This window comes from Caenibacillus caldisaponilyticus (assembly GCF_002003465.1).
Lineage (GTDB): Bacteria > Bacillota > Bacilli > Bacillales > Sporolactobacillaceae > Caenibacillus > Caenibacillus caldisaponilyticus.
This window is the reverse complement of record NZ_BDDQ01000016.1, coordinates 21,140-37,461: the sequence shown is the minus strand read 5'-3', so window position 1 is coordinate 37,461 and position 16,322 is coordinate 21,140. Positions and strand designations below refer to the sequence as shown.

18 protein-coding genes are annotated in these 16,322 nt (G+C 53.4%); 10 read left to right on the top strand and 8 right to left on the bottom strand.

The window, feature by feature from the left end:
* The first annotated feature begins 23 nt into the window (after window positions 1-23).
* The 7 genes from dhaL to CCB157_RS05670 all read left to right on the top strand — a co-directional run bounded on the left by dhaL (window position 24) and on the right by CCB157_RS05670 (window position 6,371).
* Window positions 24-644: a dihydroxyacetone kinase subunit DhaL gene (gene dhaL, locus CCB157_RS05700; RefSeq protein WP_077614950.1), complete on the top strand. Its 621-nt coding sequence runs from the start codon at window positions 24-26 to the stop codon at window positions 642-644.
* A complete protein-coding gene (gene dhaM, locus CCB157_RS05695) occupies window positions 641-1,033 on the top strand; it encodes a dihydroxyacetone kinase phosphoryl donor subunit DhaM (protein ID WP_143286940.1) in 393 nt (130 codons plus the stop codon). Before dhaL ends, dhaM begins: the two co-directional genes overlap by 4 nt.
* Before the next feature lie 24 nt (window positions 1,034-1,057).
* Window positions 1,058-1,315, top strand: coding sequence for an HPr family phosphocarrier protein (locus CCB157_RS05690; protein WP_143286938.1), 258 nt, complete (start codon window positions 1,058-1,060; stop codon window positions 1,313-1,315).
* A gap of 62 nt (window positions 1,316-1,377) precedes the next feature.
* Entirely contained in the window at window positions 1,378-1,929 is a 552-nt protein-coding gene (locus CCB157_RS05685) for a glycerol-3-phosphate responsive antiterminator (protein ID WP_077614947.1), read from the top strand.
* 213 nt (window positions 1,930-2,142) lie between these two features.
* A complete protein-coding gene (locus CCB157_RS05680; RefSeq protein ID WP_077614946.1) occupies window positions 2,143-2,973 on the top strand; it encodes an MIP/aquaporin family protein in 831 nt (276 codons plus the stop codon).
* Between the two features lie 69 nt (window positions 2,974-3,042).
* The gene (glpK, locus tag CCB157_RS05675) at window positions 3,043-4,533 is read left to right on the top strand and encodes a glycerol kinase GlpK (protein ID WP_077614945.1); all 1,491 of its coding nucleotides are present in this window, start codon (window positions 3,043-3,045) and stop codon (window positions 4,531-4,533) included.
* A 164-nt stretch (window positions 4,534-4,697) separates the two neighbouring features.
* Window positions 4,698-6,371 (top strand): glycerol-3-phosphate dehydrogenase/oxidase, encoded by a 1,674-nt coding sequence (locus tag CCB157_RS05670; RefSeq protein WP_077614944.1) that lies wholly within the window; start codon window positions 4,698-4,700, stop codon window positions 6,369-6,371.
* A gap of 113 nt (window positions 6,372-6,484) precedes the next feature.
* Here CCB157_RS05670 and CCB157_RS05665 read toward each other — a convergent pair whose 3' ends face one another.
* Together CCB157_RS05665 and CCB157_RS05660 are read right to left on the bottom strand one after the other, a co-directional pair.
* The gene (locus CCB157_RS05665; protein ID WP_077614943.1) at window positions 6,485-7,288 is read right to left on the bottom strand and encodes an efflux permease Rv1217c-related protein; all 804 of its coding nucleotides are present in this window, start codon (window positions 7,286-7,288) and stop codon (window positions 6,485-6,487) included.
* Window positions 7,285-8,172: an ABC transporter ATP-binding protein gene (locus CCB157_RS05660; protein ID WP_077614942.1), complete on the bottom strand. Its 888-nt coding sequence runs from the start codon at window positions 8,170-8,172 to the stop codon at window positions 7,285-7,287. The genes CCB157_RS05665 and CCB157_RS05660 overlap by 4 nt, the downstream gene beginning before the upstream one ends.
* 194 nt (window positions 8,173-8,366) lie before the next feature.
* On the opposite strand from CCB157_RS05660, the gene CCB157_RS05655 reads away from it, so the two are divergent.
* The gene (locus CCB157_RS05655) at window positions 8,367-8,969 is read left to right on the top strand and encodes a TetR/AcrR family transcriptional regulator (RefSeq protein ID WP_077614941.1); all 603 of its coding nucleotides are present in this window, start codon (window positions 8,367-8,369) and stop codon (window positions 8,967-8,969) included.
* A 116-nt stretch (window positions 8,970-9,085) separates the two neighbouring features.
* Entirely contained in the window at window positions 9,086-9,652 is a 567-nt protein-coding gene (locus CCB157_RS05650) for a GNAT family N-acetyltransferase (RefSeq protein ID WP_077614940.1), read from the top strand.
* Between the two features lie 328 nt (window positions 9,653-9,980).
* On the opposite strand, the gene CCB157_RS18210 is transcribed toward CCB157_RS05650, so the two are convergent.
* The 5 genes from CCB157_RS18210 to CCB157_RS05625 all read right to left on the bottom strand — a co-directional run bounded on the left by CCB157_RS18210 (window position 9,981) and on the right by CCB157_RS05625 (window position 14,766).
* Entirely contained in the window at window positions 9,981-10,109 is a 129-nt protein-coding gene (locus tag CCB157_RS18210) for a hypothetical protein (protein WP_274519618.1), read from the bottom strand.
* A 43-nt stretch (window positions 10,110-10,152) separates the two neighbouring features.
* Window positions 10,153-10,419 (bottom strand): hypothetical protein, encoded by a 267-nt coding sequence (locus CCB157_RS17995; RefSeq protein ID WP_238594609.1) that lies wholly within the window; start codon window positions 10,417-10,419, stop codon window positions 10,153-10,155.
* 54 nt (window positions 10,420-10,473) lie between these two features.
* Window positions 10,474-10,983: a hypothetical protein gene (locus CCB157_RS05640; protein ID WP_077614939.1), complete on the bottom strand. Its 510-nt coding sequence runs from the start codon at window positions 10,981-10,983 to the stop codon at window positions 10,474-10,476.
* 417 nt (window positions 10,984-11,400) lie between these two features.
* Window positions 11,401-11,544, bottom strand: a complete 144-nt coding sequence (sspL, locus tag CCB157_RS05635; protein ID WP_077614938.1) for a small, acid-soluble spore protein L — start codon at window positions 11,542-11,544, stop codon at window positions 11,401-11,403.
* Between the two features lie 195 nt (window positions 11,545-11,739).
* Window positions 11,740-14,766 (bottom strand): efflux RND transporter permease subunit, encoded by a 3,027-nt coding sequence (locus CCB157_RS05625; RefSeq protein ID WP_077614936.1) that lies wholly within the window; start codon window positions 14,764-14,766, stop codon window positions 11,740-11,742.
* Between the two features lie 973 nt (window positions 14,767-15,739).
* Here CCB157_RS05625 and CCB157_RS05610 point away from each other — a divergent pair.
* Window positions 15,740-15,922, top strand: a complete 183-nt coding sequence (locus CCB157_RS05610) for a hypothetical protein (protein WP_077614933.1) — start codon at window positions 15,740-15,742, stop codon at window positions 15,920-15,922.
* Between the two features lie 90 nt (window positions 15,923-16,012).
* Here CCB157_RS05610 and CCB157_RS05605 read toward each other — a convergent pair whose 3' ends face one another.
* Window positions 16,013-16,195 carry a cold-shock protein gene (locus tag CCB157_RS05605; RefSeq protein ID WP_077614932.1) on the bottom strand — a complete coding sequence of 61 codons (183 nt, stop codon included), beginning with the start codon at window positions 16,193-16,195 and terminating at the stop codon, window positions 16,013-16,015.
* Window positions 16,196-16,322 lie beyond the last annotated feature (127 nt).

Here is a 16,322-nt window from a genome sequence, read left to right as displayed (position 1 = left end):
CAACACGAGAAGGGGAGAGAACCATGCAAAAAGACGTCATCAAAAATTGGCTCTTCACCGTCAATGAACGCATTCAGGAGAAAAAAGACTTTCTTTCGGAGTTGGACCGCGCCATCGGCGACGGGGATCACGGCGTGAACATGTCGCGAGGATTTGCGGAAGCCGTTCAAAAAATCCGGGACAACGAACCGGCGGACATCGCCGGCTTGATGCAAACGGTGGCGATGACGCTCATTGCCAAAGTCGGCGGGGCTTCCGGTCCGCTGTACGGCACCGCGTTTCTCAAGGCGGCCGCGTATTTGAAAGGCAAGGCCGACGTGACGGTTCGCGAGTTGGGCGAAGCTTTTAAAGAAAGCTTAATCGGCATCAAACAGCGCGGAAAGGCCGAACTCGGCCAAAAAACGATGGTGGATGTCTGGGAGCCGGTCGTTGAAAAATGGCTGTCCTACGATGGTGCCGTCGATTTCGACGAACTGCGGGCGCTCGCGGAAGCTTCATTGGAAAAAACGAAAGACTTGGAAGCGACGAAAGGCCGGGCCGCTTATCTCGGCAAGCGTTCGATCGGGCACTTGGATCCCGGCGCCTACTCTTCTTATCTCTTGTTCGACACCCTATTTAACGAATTAAAAGGTGTGAAGGCATAATGGCGGTCAGTCTTGTCTTGGTTTCCCATAGCCACGAACTCGTGCACGGTTTGAAGAAACTGCTGGAACAAGTCCAACCGGACGTGGCCATCGCCGTGGCCGGGGGCACCGATGAAAACGACATCGGCACGAGCGCCCTGAAAATCAAGGACGCCATTGAAAGCGTTTATTCGGAGGACGGCGTCGCCCTTTTGTTCGACCTCGGCAGCGCCCGGCTCAACGCTGAAATGGCCGTGGAAATGTTGGATGGCAACGCGAACGTGACCATTTGCGACGCTCCGTTGGTCGAAGGCGCTTACGCCGCCGTCGTCCAGGCCGGCATCGGCGGTTCGCTGGGCGAAGTCGCCGATGCGGCGAGCCAAGCGAAGACATTTAGTAAACTTTCATAAAGAGAGATAAGGGATGAAAACACGTTGATTAAAAAGACGGTAGAGGTTAAGATAGAGAACGGTTTGCATGCCAGGCCGGCGGGGGAACTCGTCAAGCGCTTGAAGGATTTCAAGAGCGACGTCTATTTTTTGAACGGCCAGAATAAAGTCAATTTGAAAAGCATTCTGCAGATCATGGCGACGTCGGTCAGAGAAAACGATGTGATCGAAATCATTGCCGAAGGCGCCGATGAAAGCGAAGCGCTCGCTTGCGTGGAAAACTTTTTGCAGAAGCGCATCTGAGCGTTCGCGTCCCTCCCGGCCCGATGGCGTGCCCAAACAAGCTGAAAAAGGGCGGGAGCATAATGGATTTTGACGGTCAAAAGATTCTGCCCGCGATCCGCCGCATGAAGGACTTCGAAAAATTGCTCCAATACGATTCGTTTGGCTATTTGGTTTTGTTGGAGACCCATCTCGCTTGGTTGCATGACATGGTGCGGCTGGCGCGGAGAAGCGGCAAGAAAATTTTGTTGCACGCCGATCTCGTTCAGGGGTTGAAAAACGACGAGCATGCCGCCGAATACATCTGCCAAGTCATCCGGCCGGAGGGGATCATATCGACGCGATCCAATGTGCTTTCGATCGCCAAAAAACGCGGACTCATCACCGTGCAGCGCTTGTTTTTGCTCGATTCGATCGCGGTGGAAACAAGTTACCGGCAGTTCGAAAAAATCCGTCCGGATTTTATTGAAGTCCTGCCGGGCATCGTTCCGAAAATGATCAGAGAAGTCCATCAGACGACCGGCACGCCGATCATCGCCGGCGGGCTGATCCGGTCGGAGGATGAAATAAAGCAGGCGTTAAACGCCGGAGCGACGGCGATTTCCACCTCGCTTCCGGAGCTTTGGAAACCGTAAAAAAATCGTCAAAAAATCGTAAAAAAATATTGACAGCGCTTTCTTTACCGGATATACTGAAAGCAAGTTCATAACCAGTGAATGAGAGTTGAGGCTCACAAAAATCCGGCATGCTGCGCTGTGTGGCATGAATCGCGCTTTTTGTGGGTCTCTTCTTCATTTCGCTTACGAAAAAATAAAATTTAAGGGATTAATAGGAGGAGGAAAAACGTCATGTCAGCCTTTTTAGGGGAACTCATCGGTACCATGATTCTCATCATTTTTGGCGGCGGCGTTTGCGCGGGGGTGAACCTGCGCAAATCCAACGCCGAGAACTCAGGCTGGATCGTCATCACCATGGGATGGGGATTGGCGGTCGCAGTCGGCGTCTATGCGGTCGGTCACATCAGCGGAGCCCATCTCAACCCGGCGGTCACGCTGGGGCTGGCCATCGCGGGGGACTTCCCCTGGGATAAAGTGCCGAGTTACATCCTTGCCCAATTCATCGGCGCTTTCCTCGGCGCGTGCATCGTGTATTTGCACTATTTGCCGCATTGGCGGGCGACGGAAGATCCCGGGAAAAAATTGGGAGTTTTCTCCACCGGTCCGGCGATTCCGCACACGTTCTCCAATCTGTTGAGCGAAATCATCGGCACGTTCGTCTTGGTCATGGGCATTCAAGCGATCGGCGCCAATAAGTTTACCGACGGCTTGAATCCGCTCATCGTCGGCTTTCTGATCGTGGCGATCGGCCTGTCTCTCGGCGGCACGACCGGTTATGCGATCAACCCGGCACGGGATTTGGGGCCGCGCATTGCGCACGCGGTCCTGCCGATTCCCGGAAAAGGCAGCTCAAATTGGGGTTACGCGTGGATCCCGGTCGTCGGCCCGATTCTCGGCGGCATGTTCGGTTCATTGTTCTATAAAGCGATGTTTCTTGATAAATTTGATCCGGCGTTCTGGATCATCGCGGTGATTCTCGTCGTCGTCATCCTCGCCGCTTACTTCAGCGAGAAAAACCTGCCTCAAGCGAGCGGGGCCTCCAAGGCGAATGTCGCGAAATAAATCGCTGACCCGCATGAGCCGCACTTGAAAATCGATCAAGTCAATATCCGATAAGGGGGAAATTTTCGGATGGAAAAATACATCATGGCTCTCGATCAAGGCACGACGAGTTCGCGGGCGATCATTTTTAACCAAAAAGGGGAAGTCGTTCAAATCGCCCAAAAGGAATTCACGCAGCATTTTCCGAAACCGGGCTGGGTGGAACATGATGCTTCGGAAATTTGGGGTTCCGTGTTGGCCGTCATCGCTCAAGCGCTTTCGAGCGCCAACATCGAGCCCAAGCAGATCGCGGCGATCGGCATTACGAACCAACGCGAAACGACGGTGGTCTGGGATAAAAACACCGGGCTTCCCGTATACAATGCGATCGTATGGCAATCGCGCCAGACGGCCGACATCTGTGAAGAATTGAAACAAAAAGGCTACAATGATTTATTCCGCGATAAAACCGGCTTGCTGATCGATGCGTATTTCTCGGGCACCAAAGTCAAATGGATTTTGGACAACGTCGAGGGCGCTCGCGAAAAAGCCGAAAAAGGCGACCTCTTGTTCGGAACGATCGACACATGGCTCGTCTGGAAGCTGAGCGGTGGAAAAGCCCATGTCACCGATTATTCCAACGCCTCCCGGACACTCATGTACAACATATATGACTTGAAATGGGACGATGAGCTCCTCGACATCCTCGGCGTTCCGAAGTCGATGTTGCCGGAAGTCCGCCCGTCCTCTGAAATTTACGGAAAAACGGTGCCCCACCATTTCTTCGGCGAAGAAGTGCCGATTGCCGGCATCGCCGGGGACCAACAATCGGCCTTGTTCGGCCAAGCTTGTTACGAATCGGGCATGGCGAAGAACACCTACGGCACCGGATGCTTCATGCTCATGAACACGGGCGAAAAACCGGTCAAATCTGAACACGGCCTGCTGACGACGATTGCCTGGGGCATCGACGGCAAAGTCGAATACGCCTTGGAAGGCAGCATATTCGTTGCCGGTTCCGCCATCCAATGGCTGCGCGACGGCCTCCGGGTGCTGAGGAATGCGGCCGAAAGTGAAGAATATGCGACGAAGGTTTCGTCGACGGACGGCGTCTATGTGGTTCCCGCTTTCGTCGGACTCGGGACGCCTTACTGGGACAGCGACGTGCGCGGGGCGGTCTTCGGCCTGACGCGCGGCACGACGAGAGAGCACTTTGTCCGCGCGACGCTCGAGTCGCTCGCTTATCAAACGAAAGACGTTCTGGCGGCGATGGAAGCCGATTCCGGCATTCAACTGAAGAAATTGCGCGTCGACGGCGGCGCGGTCGCCAACAACTTCCTCATGCAGTTCCAAAGCGATATTTTGGGCGTGCCGGTTGAACGTCCGAAGGTCAACGAAACGACCGCGCTCGGTGCCGCCTATCTCGCGGGGCTCGCGGTCGGCTATTGGAAAGATCGCCATGAAATCGCGGAACATTGGCAAATCGACCGCTCGTTCGACGTGCAAATGGGTGAAGACGAACGCAACAAATTGTATGAAGGCTGGAAGAAAGCGGTGGCCGCCGCGCGGGCGTTCAAATAATGTACAATCCAACCAGAACATGTTAATATGTATATAGAAGTTAATTAAGGTCATGATTCAGGAGAAGACCATGACGCCTCGCTATCCACTAAGGTCAGTGGTATGGAGGAGTTGTGGTCTTTTCTTTTCAGAAACCATACTTTTCCACAGAGGAGGGACATTCCATGACCTCTACGTTTTCAGCCAAGGAGCGAACGGCGATTTTAAAAGAAATGAGCGAAAAACCGTTGGATTTGCTCGTCATCGGCGGGGGGATCACCGGTGCCGGCATCGCGTTGGACGCGCAGGTGCGCGGCATTCAAACCGGTTTGCTCGAAATGCGCGATTTTGCCGAAGGCACCTCCAGCCGTTCGACGAAGCTCGTGCACGGCGGTCTCAGATATTTGAAGCAGTTTGAGGTCAAGCTCGTCGCCGAAGTCGGCCGGGAACGGGCGATCGTTTATGAAAACGCCCCCCATGTGACGACGCCGGTCTGGATGCTGCTGCCCATTTACAAACAAGGCACGTTCGGCAAGTTCACCACGTCGATCGGCTTGAAAATCTATGATTTTCTCGCCGGCGTCAAAAAAGAGGAACGGCGGACGATGCTGTCGCGCGAACAAACGTTGGAGAAAGAGCCGCTCTTGAAAAAAGAAGGGCTCCTCGGCGGCGGGTATTACGTCGAATACCGCACCGACGATGCCCGTTTGACGCTGGAAGTCATGAAAGAAGCGGTGCGCCGCGGCGTCAAGGCGGTGAACCACGCGAAAGCCGTCGAACTGTTGTACGATGAAAACGGCAAGATTCAAGGGGTGCGCGCCGTTGATCAAATCACCGGCGAATCGTATCGCATTTATGCCAAAAAAGTCGTGAACGCGACGGGGCCGTGGGTCGATACGATCCGGGAAATGGACCATTCGAAAAAAGGAAAATACCTCCATTTGACGAAAGGCGTCCACATCGTGATCGACGGCAAGCGGTTCCCGTTGAAAAACGCCGTTTATTTCGATACGCCGAACGGCGACGGCCGCATGGTTTTTGCGATTCCGCGCGCCGGCAAGGTCTACATCGGCACGACCGACACGAACTATGACGGCGATATCACCCGGTTGAAAATGACGGAAGCCGACCGCGATTATCTCCTCGAAGCGGCCAACGGCATGTTCCCGAGCTTGAACTTGACGCCCGCCGACATCGAATCGAGTTGGGCCGGCGTCCGTCCGCTCATCCATGAAGAAGGCAAAGACCCGTCGGAGATCTCGCGGAAAGACGAAATTTTCGTCTCCGAATCGAATTTGATCTCCATCGCGGGCGGCAAATTGACCGGCTATCGGCAAATGGCGAAGAAAACCGTCGATTTGGTCGCCAAACAGCTTGAACAAGAAACGGGCCAAACCTATCCGGCGTGTTCGACGGATAAGGTGAAGTTGTCCGGCGGCGATGTCGGCGGGGGCGACGGATATCCGCGCTTCGTTCAGGAAAAAACGCGCGAAGGCGTCGGGCTCGGACTGGATGAGGCGGAAGCCGAAAAACTCGTCCGCTTGTACGGCTCGAACGTCGACCGTGTCTTTGATATCATTAAATCCTCCGCGGAAGAAGCCGGAAACGCCGGTCTGCCTAAGAGCATTTACGCCCAGATCGTCTACGGCATCGATGAGGAAATGACGGTGAAACCGGTCGATTTCTTCATCCGCCGCACGGGGGCGCTCCTGTTCGACATGGAATGGGTGAAGAAATGGCAGGAACCGGTCGTTCGGGTCATGCAAAACCACCTCGGTTGGTCGGACGAACAAACGGAAGCTTATAAAAGCGAACTCCAGCAAGCGATCGACGATGCCGTACACCCCGACAAGGGTTAAGTCCGGCGCGTTCACGCCTTCACTAAATAAGGCCGCCCGCGGGCGGCCTTTATCATTTTTGCCTCTTTCCCAAGAAGAGATCGCCATTTGAAAAACGAATGCCGTGCGGTTTATTACAGCGGCAAATCGCGCTTTGAGAATAGGGCGATGCCGATTAAATAAAGGGCGGTGCCGGCGGCGAACAGCCCGATCGCGGTCACGGCGACGTGCGCCGTCCCGTCGAGCAAATCTTGCGGCCTATACGCCGCAAAGACCGAGAGATGGCGGCACCAATCGAGCCGGTCGCTGAGCCGGCCGACGAGATCAAGCACGTAAAAGACGAGGGTCAAGAGGGACGCGGCGCTCAGCGCCCGCTTTTCATCATTGAACAGGCAAGAAAAGAAAAAGGCGTAGCCCGCGATCGCATAGAACAATAGAAATCCGATCGCGTTGAGCCGGAAAAAGGGCGCGAACGGGATGCCGTCTCCGCCGAGAATGGCGAGCGCGACGAGCCAGCCACCGACGGTCATGATCGCGGCGATCAGAAGCAGCCCGAACACGAGCGTCGCCGCCTGGGTCAAGGCCACTTTCACGCGCGATTGCGGCGCGGCGAGAATAAAGGCCATGGAGCCGCGGTCGACGTGGTGCGCGATCAATTTCACGGCGGTCGTGATGGCGAATATGGCCATGATGAGCAGATACAGCAACCCGTAAAATTCGTTGGCGACAAAGTGGTCGGCACTGCTGATGCCCGATGTAAAGTTAAAAGCCTCGATCAAGTTTTTCGGCATTTGGCGGATCAGTTTTTCCATGTCCGTGTTGGAAACGGACGGGAAAATCCAGATGATCATGGCGAGATAAAGCACGGAACCGATCCCGTAACTGAAAAAGTTTTTCATGTTGGTCTTCAGATTCGTTGCAAACAGCGCGGCATTCATCGCCCATCCCCCTCTCCGGCGTAGTAATCCATGAAGATGTCTTCCAAATCTTGTTCATGCACGCTGACGTTGACGACGGACTCCCGGCGGATCGCATCGAGAAAAGCATTGTAGTCGCCTTGGACAACAAAATCGACGGTCCGCCCTCGCCGCGTCGGATCAAAGGATTCGTTCGCCGCCGCCCTTTTGGCCGCCTCTTCATCGCCGAACGTCACTTCGAAAATTTTGCGCTGTTTTCGCTGCAAAGTGTGAATATCCTCGATCGCGATCAAGCGGCCCTGTTTGATGATGGCGATGCGGTCGCACGTTTTTTCGATTTCCCGAAAGCTGTGCGAACTCATCAATACGGTTTTTCCCCGGTTTTTTTCTTCAAGGATCAGGTCGACGAACACTTTTTGCATGACGGGGTCGAGCCCTGAAGTCGGTTCATCCAAAATATAGACGGCCGGATCGTGCATGAACGCGGCGACCATCGCGAGCTTCTGCTTCGTCCCTTTGGACATTTTCCGTATCGGGATATCGGGGTTCAATTGAAAGCGCTCCAGCAGCGCGTCGCGCCGTTTTTCATCGCGGGTTCCCCGCATGCCCGCCATGAGGCGGAGAAACGCGCGCCCGGTTATCCCTTCCGGAAAGGCGAGTTCCCCGGGTAAATAGCCGACCCGTTGATGCACCAACGGGGCTTGTCGCCAGCAGTCGTGGCCACACACCGCCGCCGACCCTTTTTCGGGTTTTAAAAAGCCCATCAAATGGCGGATCGTCGTCGATTTCCCCGCACCGTTCGGGCCGAGATAGCCGAAGACTTCACCTTCCGGAATGCGGAACGACAGATCGAAAATCCCGCGCCCATTGGCAAAGGTTTTGGTCAAACCATTCAGCTCGATCAAGGTTTCCTCCTAATTTTCAGAAATTGAAATTTTAACGTGTGTATATTTCAAAATCATCTTAGCATGCGCTGGATAAAAGTCAATAGCCGATCTTACGGGCCATTTAAACGGGCATCCGGCGTCAGGGGCGAAGCGCCGGTCGGTTGGTATTTTGCCTTGAAGTTTGTTACTTTTATGAAGAGGTGTGTGTGTGCATGAACGGCTACGAAAAAGTGAAGGAGCGAAAAAAGACGGCCATACGCCGGGCGGCCTTCGAACTGTTTTGCGAACGCGGCGTATCGGGGGTCAAAATCAACGACATCGCCGAAAAAGCCGGCGTTTCCCCGGTGACGATCTACAACCATTTCAAGAGCAAAGAGGCGTTATTTCGCGATGTGTTTATCCGCTACATCGAGGAAAGGTATATTGAATTTCGCGACATCATCCGCGATGAAACGATGGGATTCCGAGAAAAGATCGAGCGCCTCATCTTTGAGGAATTCCGGACGCAAGAGCATTTCAAAAACAGGGAAATTATGGAGAAGTTAATGGGCAGCGATAAAGAGATCTGGAAGTTCTGGGAGACGCTTTATAAAGAAAAGAGCTTGCCGCTGATCATGGAATTGGTGCGGAGCGGCCAGGAAAGCGGCGAAATCCATCCGGAGCTGTCCATGGAATCGGTGATCTTCTACATAAACATGTTTTACGATCAGACGGTCAAGCATGCGCAGCTGTTCATCGACGATCCGGATAGTCCCCTGCTCCGCGATTTGGTTCGTCTGTTCTTTTATGGCTTGATGGGGCAACGGCCGTCCTAGGGGGCAAAGAGTGCGGACGATCCGCCTTTTGCCCGGTGAAAATTGGCGCACGCATTCCCGGCGATTCCTATATAAATAAAGTGGCAAGGCATTCGGATAAAAGGAGCGCAAGGGAAATGACGCATGAGAAGCCTGCGGGGAGCGGAGAAGAACGGGAACGCGAACGGGAGGCGCCATCGAGCGACGGGAAGGCGATAGCCCCGCCCGCTTTCACTTTCCGACCGATCCATGTCCATCGTGATTATGCCACGTTATTAAAGTTTCGCCGGGATTCTTTTCTCGTCAGCATGGGGTCTGCCGAGGGGATGGGGAATGAGAATGCGTATCTCGCTTGGATGGCTTTGAACAGCGCATTGTATCCCGACGGGTTTCTTATGATGGAGCACGACGGGAAAGTCATCGGGCAAACCGAGGCCGAGATCATTTTATATCAAGGACGCCGCATCGGTTATGTCGATTTGTTTTATCTTGTACCCGAATACCGCGGCAAAGGATACGGGAAAGTTCAACTCGACCGGGCGGAAGCATTTTTCCGCCACCATGGCGTCAACGAATATCACCTTCGCGTCTCGGCGACGAACGAACGGGCGATCCGGTTTTACAAAAAACACGGGTTTTATAAATTAAAAGAAGAAGTCATCGCCGGCCATCTCATGTGGCGGCTCGGAAAGGTTCTCGATTGACCAGCGGTACCGATGGTTTCAGCTTCATTCCAGCCGAAAAGAAGGGCCATAAAAGGCGACAATGGCTTATGGTGCGTACGCGATCGATGCGCCATGATCGCTCGCCTTTGTGAGCCCAACGGACAAGAGCGCCTTTCGCCCCAACGTTTCGGCACGAGGTGACGCGGTGAGGTCTCCGGATCCCCGTGCGGGGGCAAATGGAAACCCTTCATGTGACTTCGGCCCATTCAAAAAGGAATGGACTTTTAAAAAAGAAAAGCCGCCGTCCAACCGGCGACGATGGTCAAAACCGGAAGCTCCGCTTGCCTTTCCCCGGACCGGTTAAAATTTATAATCGCTTTTGCAAAATGAATTTCGGTTCCCCTTTTTCGTCCGTAAACGTTCCGATGATATCGAACCCGTGGCGCAAGTTTAATAGGAGCATTGCGCGCCATTTGTTTTTGGTTTGGGTCGTCACGATTTTATCACCGTGTTTCCTCAGCCATTCATGCTGCATGTCATTAATTTTGAACCGATGCCTCTTCTTCGATAGGGGCCGGATCAATCCCGCCGATCCAGCTGTAAAATTCTTCGAAATCGCTCTCATAGCCGATTTTAAAACCGACGGCTTTTTCTTCATCAAAGGCGACGATCGCGAGCAGATGATTCACTTGTTTCATTTTTTGCGCCATCCGCTCGGACGAGATTTGAAAAATCATTTCATAAAGACGGCGGATTTGTTCGACGATCGTCTCAGGCGGTTGCCCCTCGTATACGCGATATTCCAATCTCGCATCAAGGCTATCTCTAATCTTACAAACCCTACAATGCGTAACGGCAGTTTAAGCCGCAAAGCTTTCCAGGGCCGTCAAAGTTTCCAGAATGAGGCCGATGAAGCGGGGGATGTCGGGAATGAACGATTCGTCGACTCCGTCCGGAAAAATTAAATTGATGTGGTTGTAAAATTCGGTTTCTTTGCTGCCGTACAGGAAAGCGACGTGTTGTTCGATCTTCGGTTTGTAGGGTTTCCAAATTTGGTTCAAACGGAAGGGGATGCCCGGCAAATCGCGGTCGGCGTCTTTGACTTTAAAATAAAACTGCACGAACAGTTCGCACGGATAAGGGGCGCCGTCCTCCAAGATTTCCCCGGACCAACCTTCGGCGTCGGTCGCGAGTTCGATCACGGCTTCAATGCCCCCTTTTGCCAGGCATATGCTGTAAATGCGCGACAGTTTGGCGAGATCGACGAGATCGCTGCGATCGACGATTTCGAAATGTTCGCCGAGGTCGAGATCATATATGGCGCCTTCCAAGACGACTTTAAGATGATCAAAAACGGTCGGATCAAACATGCGGTATCCTCCACTTTTATCTGATTGTCCGTCCGGCGTATGCCGCCGGCCCGCTTTCGGATGCGGCGGTCAAAGGCAAAAACAGCCCCCATCATGGTCGGATCCGACGGCGGGATCCCCCGGGGGCCGTCCGCAAAGCGAGCCATTTGTCCGCCAGTATGGGACGGATGCTTCTTCTACGATTTTACCCGATCGGCGGACGCGGGGACAATTGGAAAATTGACGGTGCCTGAGCCAGTTTCCCTTCCGTACTTGAGGGCGGTTTGAAAGGGTCAAAGAGGGGAGAGGGGCCGGCCGTTTCACGATCAACGGCAATCGTCGGCGGCGGCCTTATGTCGCCGCTTTTTTGCGGCGATGGAAATGAAGAGGGCTTTCGCCGCGGCGAAAGCCATGGAGCGGATTGATCCGCCCGTTCCCTCAAATTTTGGTGTTTTTCTTTTTGGCTCTTTGTTCGAGTTCTGAGCGCGGACTTTGGTCGGCGACGTCTTCCGAAAGGCCTTGGGGATTGACGGAAGAAGCCGTTTTGCCGCGCGGGCTGCGGAGTTCTTTTTCTCTCGCCATGATGCCACCTCCATTCCTAGTATTTCTTTTTGCCGTTCGGATGATGCCCGCCCTCTCCAATGAAGGGATTTGAACGCCGCTCTACGCGTTCGCTTCTTTCGCCGCTGGGTTCCGCCGGAACGAGGCCGCCAAGACATCTCGGCAAATGCACAGCCCCCGTCACCGGGAAACCGCGGTGCGGGGGCTGCTGGACATTCATCCGACGATCTCTTTTTGCTGCCCGGCGTGCCGGCGTTGCTTCTTGGATTTTTTGAAGTAGAACAGTTCGTAGAACACCGGGACGATGATCAAGGTCAAGACGGTCGCGACGGCCAAACCGCCGATGACGACGACGGCCAGCCCTTTGGATACGAGGCTCATTTCCTCGTGATGAGCGAACAAGAGCGGCAGCATCGCACAGATCGTGGCGATCGCCGTCATGAAGATCGGACGCGTACGGGTGGCGGCCGATTCGATGATCGCTTCGCGAATCGGCAAGCGCGCTTCGTTTTGTTTGACGCGATCGATCAATACGATGGCGTTGGTGACGACGATGCCGATCAACATCAGCCCGCCCAAGAGCACCGTCGGGTCAACGGAAATCCGGAAGATGAGCAACCCGAGCACGGCGCCGATGGAGGCGAGCGGCAAGGTCATCAAGATGGCGAGCGGCGTGCGGATCGACCGGAATGTGATGACCATGATCAAGTAAACGATGCCGATGGAAACGAGCGCGGTTAAACCGAGATCGGTAAAATCGTCCGATTGTTGCTCGAGGGCGCCGCCCTTAACGAGTTTTACGCCCTTCGGCAAGTGGACGTTTTTGAGTTTCTGATCGATGTTTTGCGCAACGGAGGAAAGTTTCTCCGGCTGCACGTCGGCCGTGATCCGGATGAACGGATCGCCGTCTTTGTGGAGAATCGTGCTCGTCTGTTCGCTGCGCTCAATTTTGGCGACCGCAGTGACGGGCACTTGGCCTTTCGGCGTCATCAATTGCAATTTGCTCAAATCGTCTTTGCTGGCCGGGTTGAGATTCGTTTCCAATAAGACTTTCGTTTCTTTGCCGTCGAGCGTGATCGTCCCGATCGGCGTCGGATTTAACAGAGCGTTAAGCTGGGCGGCGACATCTTGGGTTTTGGCTTTAGACGGATCGACGGTAAAGGTGTAAACCGGCTTTTTCTCTTGCAGATTGGTTGACACTTTTTTGATGTCTTTTACACCGTCGATCGCCGCCAGGATGTCACGGGACGCTTTTTCGAGATCGGCCGTATTTTTGCCGATCAGGTCATAAGTGATCTCCGATTTGGAGCTGCCCGTCAATGAACCGGGTTCGACGGCGATTTCGGCGTCCGGGAAATCCTTTTTAAAGGCCTTCACCTGATCCATGAATTTATCGGCATCCGCATCTTTTTTCAGTATGACGGTAAAGTTGACTTGGGTCGGATCGGTGACTTCGCCGTACTTCGCCATATCGTCGCTATTGCCTTGTTGAGTGAGGATAACCTTATAACCGTCAAGCTTCAGCAAATCTTTTTCCAGCGCTGTTCCTTCTTTTTGAACCTTGGCGATCGGCGTATCGCTCGGATACGTCATCGTCACGTTGACCATTTCCGCGTTGTCGGCGCTGATGGCCCCTTTGGGCAACGCCACATACAAGGCAATGGATCCGGCGAACATGGCGATGGCCGCAACGATGGGAACGAATTTATGGTTTAAGTTCCAGCGCAAAAGCTTCATATACAGCCTCGGTTCGCGGTGTTTCGGCAGTTTCGATCCCCTGAGCAACCAGGCGCTCATGAGCGGGACGACCGTCAGCGCGACGATGAGAGAGGCCAGAAGCGAATACGTCACCGTTAAGGCAAACGGCAGAATGAAGGCCCTGAGCGAGCCGTTGACGAGGCCGATCGGGAGAAAGACGGCGACCGTTGTTAACGTCGAGGCCGTGATGGCTTTGGCGACTTCGCCGGTCGCTTCAAGGATGGTGTCTTTGTTAAAACCGCCCTTTTGCGAACGCCGGAAAATGTTTTCCACGACGACGATGCTGTCGTCCACCAAGCGGCCGATGGCCACCGCCACGCCGCCCAAGGTCAGGACGTTCAGCGTGATGCCGGATTGCCATAAAAGGAACAGCGTCAATCCAAGCGAGAGCGGGATCGAAACAATGGTGATGAGCGTCGAACGCAGATTGCGCAAGAACAAGACGATGACGATGGTCGCAAACAAGGCGCCCAACAGCACTTCCCGCAACAGGCTGTTCACCGAGTCGACAACCATGTTCGACGTCGAAAAGATGACATCGGCGTGAAGATCCGTGCGCTCTTTATTCAGTTCTTTGACCGTCTTTTCAATTTCCTTGCCGACGTCGACCGCGCTGGCTTTCGCCTCTTTCGTAAAGGAAATGGCCAGCACTTCCTTCCCGTTCATACGGGTGATGCCTTGTTTTCCGTCATCGAGGTGGACGGTGGCGATGTCCTTTAAGCGAACGACCGGCGCACCCGGTGCATCGATCGGAACGACCAAGTTTTTCAAGTCGTCAAGGGAGGTGAGATCCCCGCTCACTTTCAGATTGCTCATCTTGCCGTCGATGGATTTATCGCCGACGGCGACGGTCACGTTTTGGCCTTGCAAGAGGCCCATCACCGTCTGAAGAGGAATATGGTATTTCTCAAGCTTTTTCTCATCGATTTGGACGGTGACGTTGGGATTGACCTTGCCGTATTCGACGACATCGGCGACACCTTTGATATCCTGGAATTTCGGCAAGATGTCTTTATCGGCTTCTTCCATCTTCGCCTTGGATAAACCGTCGGCAAACGTGATGCCGACTTCGGCGATCGGGATCATCGTCGTGTTCAATTGCACGACGGTCGGCTTTTCAACGCCTTGAGGCAAATTAAGGGAGCTGATGGCGTCAGCGACTTCCCGCTTAGCCTCTTTCATATCCGTGTCTGAATCAAAGAAAATGTTGACTTGGGAGTAGCCGTCACCGGTCGTGGACAGGATGTCCGTCTTTCCCTTGACGGATGAGACCGCGTTTTCAATCGGTTCCGTGACGGACTGCGTCATGGACTCGGCGTTATATCCTTGTCCGAGGGTGACGACCGTCACTTGCGGATTGTCCGCTTCCGGAAGGAATTCCATCGGCAGACGCAGATAGCTGATCACGCCCAATCCCAATATAAATACCACGAGGACGACCATGGCCGCTCTGTTTTTAAACGACCATTTGGTTAATTCTCTCATACTCCGTGCATTCTCCTCTCAAAACTTGTCGTTGTCCATCATTTTGGAAGGCCTTTACTAGGATAGCATCTATATCGGGCGCTGTCTTCACAACTTGAGTTGAATCTTTTCTAAGACCTAAGTCGGAGTTTTTCCGTCCATGAAAGCACAGACCTTGCAGCGAAAACCCCCCGTTGAACGGAAACGATAAAATTTTAAATGAAGGCGTAAAAAATAGCGCGGAAATCGGCGGTATGCAATAAATCCAAGCTTCGAATGTTGTGAGTTCGTCATGGCGCCGCACGACACGGCACTTTCCTGGTTCCTTTTCGCATGGCAAAAAGGGCAAACAAAATCCAGCGGAACCCTTAAATCGATTGAAGAGCAACGTTGATGGCCTTTGGTCCGTTTCGCCGAATAAAAAAAGACCGGACGGGGGGAATCGTCCGGGTGAAAAGGGATTAAATAGGGGGTCATCATTCAAGGACTTGATGCCGGCGAATGCCGGTTTCCTCACAGACGGTTGTCCCAACCGAAGGAAGGAAACATCATCGGTGGGGATGGGATTAGGGAGTTTTCATGAGAGGCATCAGCCTTTTTAGAAGCTCCTTCCACCGATTTCCTTGAAATTTTCGCTTTCATTCTAACATACTTGCAAGATTCTCTGTATTGGGAAATTTGCCGAATCATATCCGCGCTCAGTAAGGGTTCGCCATCGTTTTTTTCCCAATTTTTTAAGGCGGCGCGGGCGGCGACGGCTTCCTGTTCAACGATGACGCCGAGCCGTCGAAGGGGCGGTCCCTTTGTCAGCGGAATTGAACGTCTTCCGCACGGATCCGCCATTCCGCTATACTCAAACGGTTGTCATTGCGATTCGATTTGGTATATTCTTGAAAATGGAAACGGGAATCAACCGTCGGGGAACTTCTGTCCCGTTTTTGAACATTTCTCCGAAATGGATGAGGATTTTTTCTGGAAAAGGAGAGGTAGATCCATGTCGAAAACGTACGGGATTTCCGAGGTGGAATTGGCCCGCATCCTGGACCAACACGTGCTCAAACAAGGCGATACGATGGATGTCGAACGCTTGCGGGAAGGCTTGAGCGAGCTCATCCGCAAGAATAACGAAGCACTGATGGAAGACATCAAAAAATTGATCGAAAACGCTCGCTCCTGACCGGATCGTCAATGCGCCCTTTTCGAAAAAAATCCGCCGCGCCGAACGGCGCGACGGGCTGTCGGAAAGGGCGCTTTCCATTTAAAAGAATCATTCGATCACCGGCAACATGCGCGTTTCTCTCTCCATGTCCGATTGGCATAAGGGGCACTTCGGTTCCTTTTCAAAGGAAAAGGCGTCTCTCATCCAACCCGAACATTCGTCATTCGTGCAGACCCAGACATCCGTTTCGGCTTCCGGAATCGGTTCCCGGTTATTTTTGTTAAACGCCATAATAACCCCCTTAAGACGATGCTGACTTTAGTATACCCTAAATTTTCAATTTAACCAAAAGCGTTTGACCGAGAAAAGCTATTTTGGACGTTTGGCGGGCAGCTCGAGCGAACCGTTGAAGCCGATC

Excerpts from the sequence above, each read along its gene's own strand:
- dhaL (WP_077614950.1), top strand. The coding sequence starts at position 24 with ATGCAAAAAGACGTCATCAAAAATTGGCTCTTCACCGTCAATGAACGC.
- CCB157_RS05685 (WP_077614947.1), top strand. The coding sequence starts at position 1,378 with ATGGATTTTGACGGTCAAAAGATTCTGCCCGCGATCCGCCGCATGAAG.
- CCB157_RS05680 (WP_077614946.1), top strand. The coding sequence starts at position 2,143 with ATGTCAGCCTTTTTAGGGGAACTCATCGGTACCATGATTCTCATCATT.
- glpK (WP_077614945.1), top strand. The coding sequence starts at position 3,043 with ATGGAAAAATACATCATGGCTCTCGATCAAGGCACGACGAGTTCGCGG.
- CCB157_RS05670 (WP_077614944.1), top strand. The coding sequence starts at position 4,698 with ATGACCTCTACGTTTTCAGCCAAGGAGCGAACGGCGATTTTAAAAGAA.
- CCB157_RS05665 (WP_077614943.1), bottom strand. The coding sequence starts at position 7,288 with ATGAATGCCGCGCTGTTTGCAACGAATCTGAAGACCAACATGAAAAAC.
- CCB157_RS05655 (WP_077614941.1), top strand. The coding sequence starts at position 8,367 with ATGAACGGCTACGAAAAAGTGAAGGAGCGAAAAAAGACGGCCATACGC.
- CCB157_RS05650 (WP_077614940.1), top strand. The coding sequence starts at position 9,086 with ATGACGCATGAGAAGCCTGCGGGGAGCGGAGAAGAACGGGAACGCGAA.
- CCB157_RS05640 (WP_077614939.1), bottom strand. The coding sequence starts at position 10,983 with ATGTTTGATCCGACCGTTTTTGATCATCTTAAAGTCGTCTTGGAAGGC.
- sspL (WP_077614938.1), bottom strand. The coding sequence starts at position 11,544 with ATGGCGAGAGAAAAAGAACTCCGCAGCCCGCGCGGCAAAACGGCTTCT.
- CCB157_RS05625 (WP_077614936.1), bottom strand. The coding sequence starts at position 14,766 with ATGAGAGAATTAACCAAATGGTCGTTTAAAAACAGAGCGGCCATGGTC.
- CCB157_RS05610 (WP_077614933.1), top strand. The coding sequence starts at position 15,740 with ATGTCGAAAACGTACGGGATTTCCGAGGTGGAATTGGCCCGCATCCTG.
- CCB157_RS05605 (WP_077614932.1), bottom strand. The coding sequence starts at position 16,195 with ATGGCGTTTAACAAAAATAACCGGGAACCGATTCCGGAAGCCGAAACG.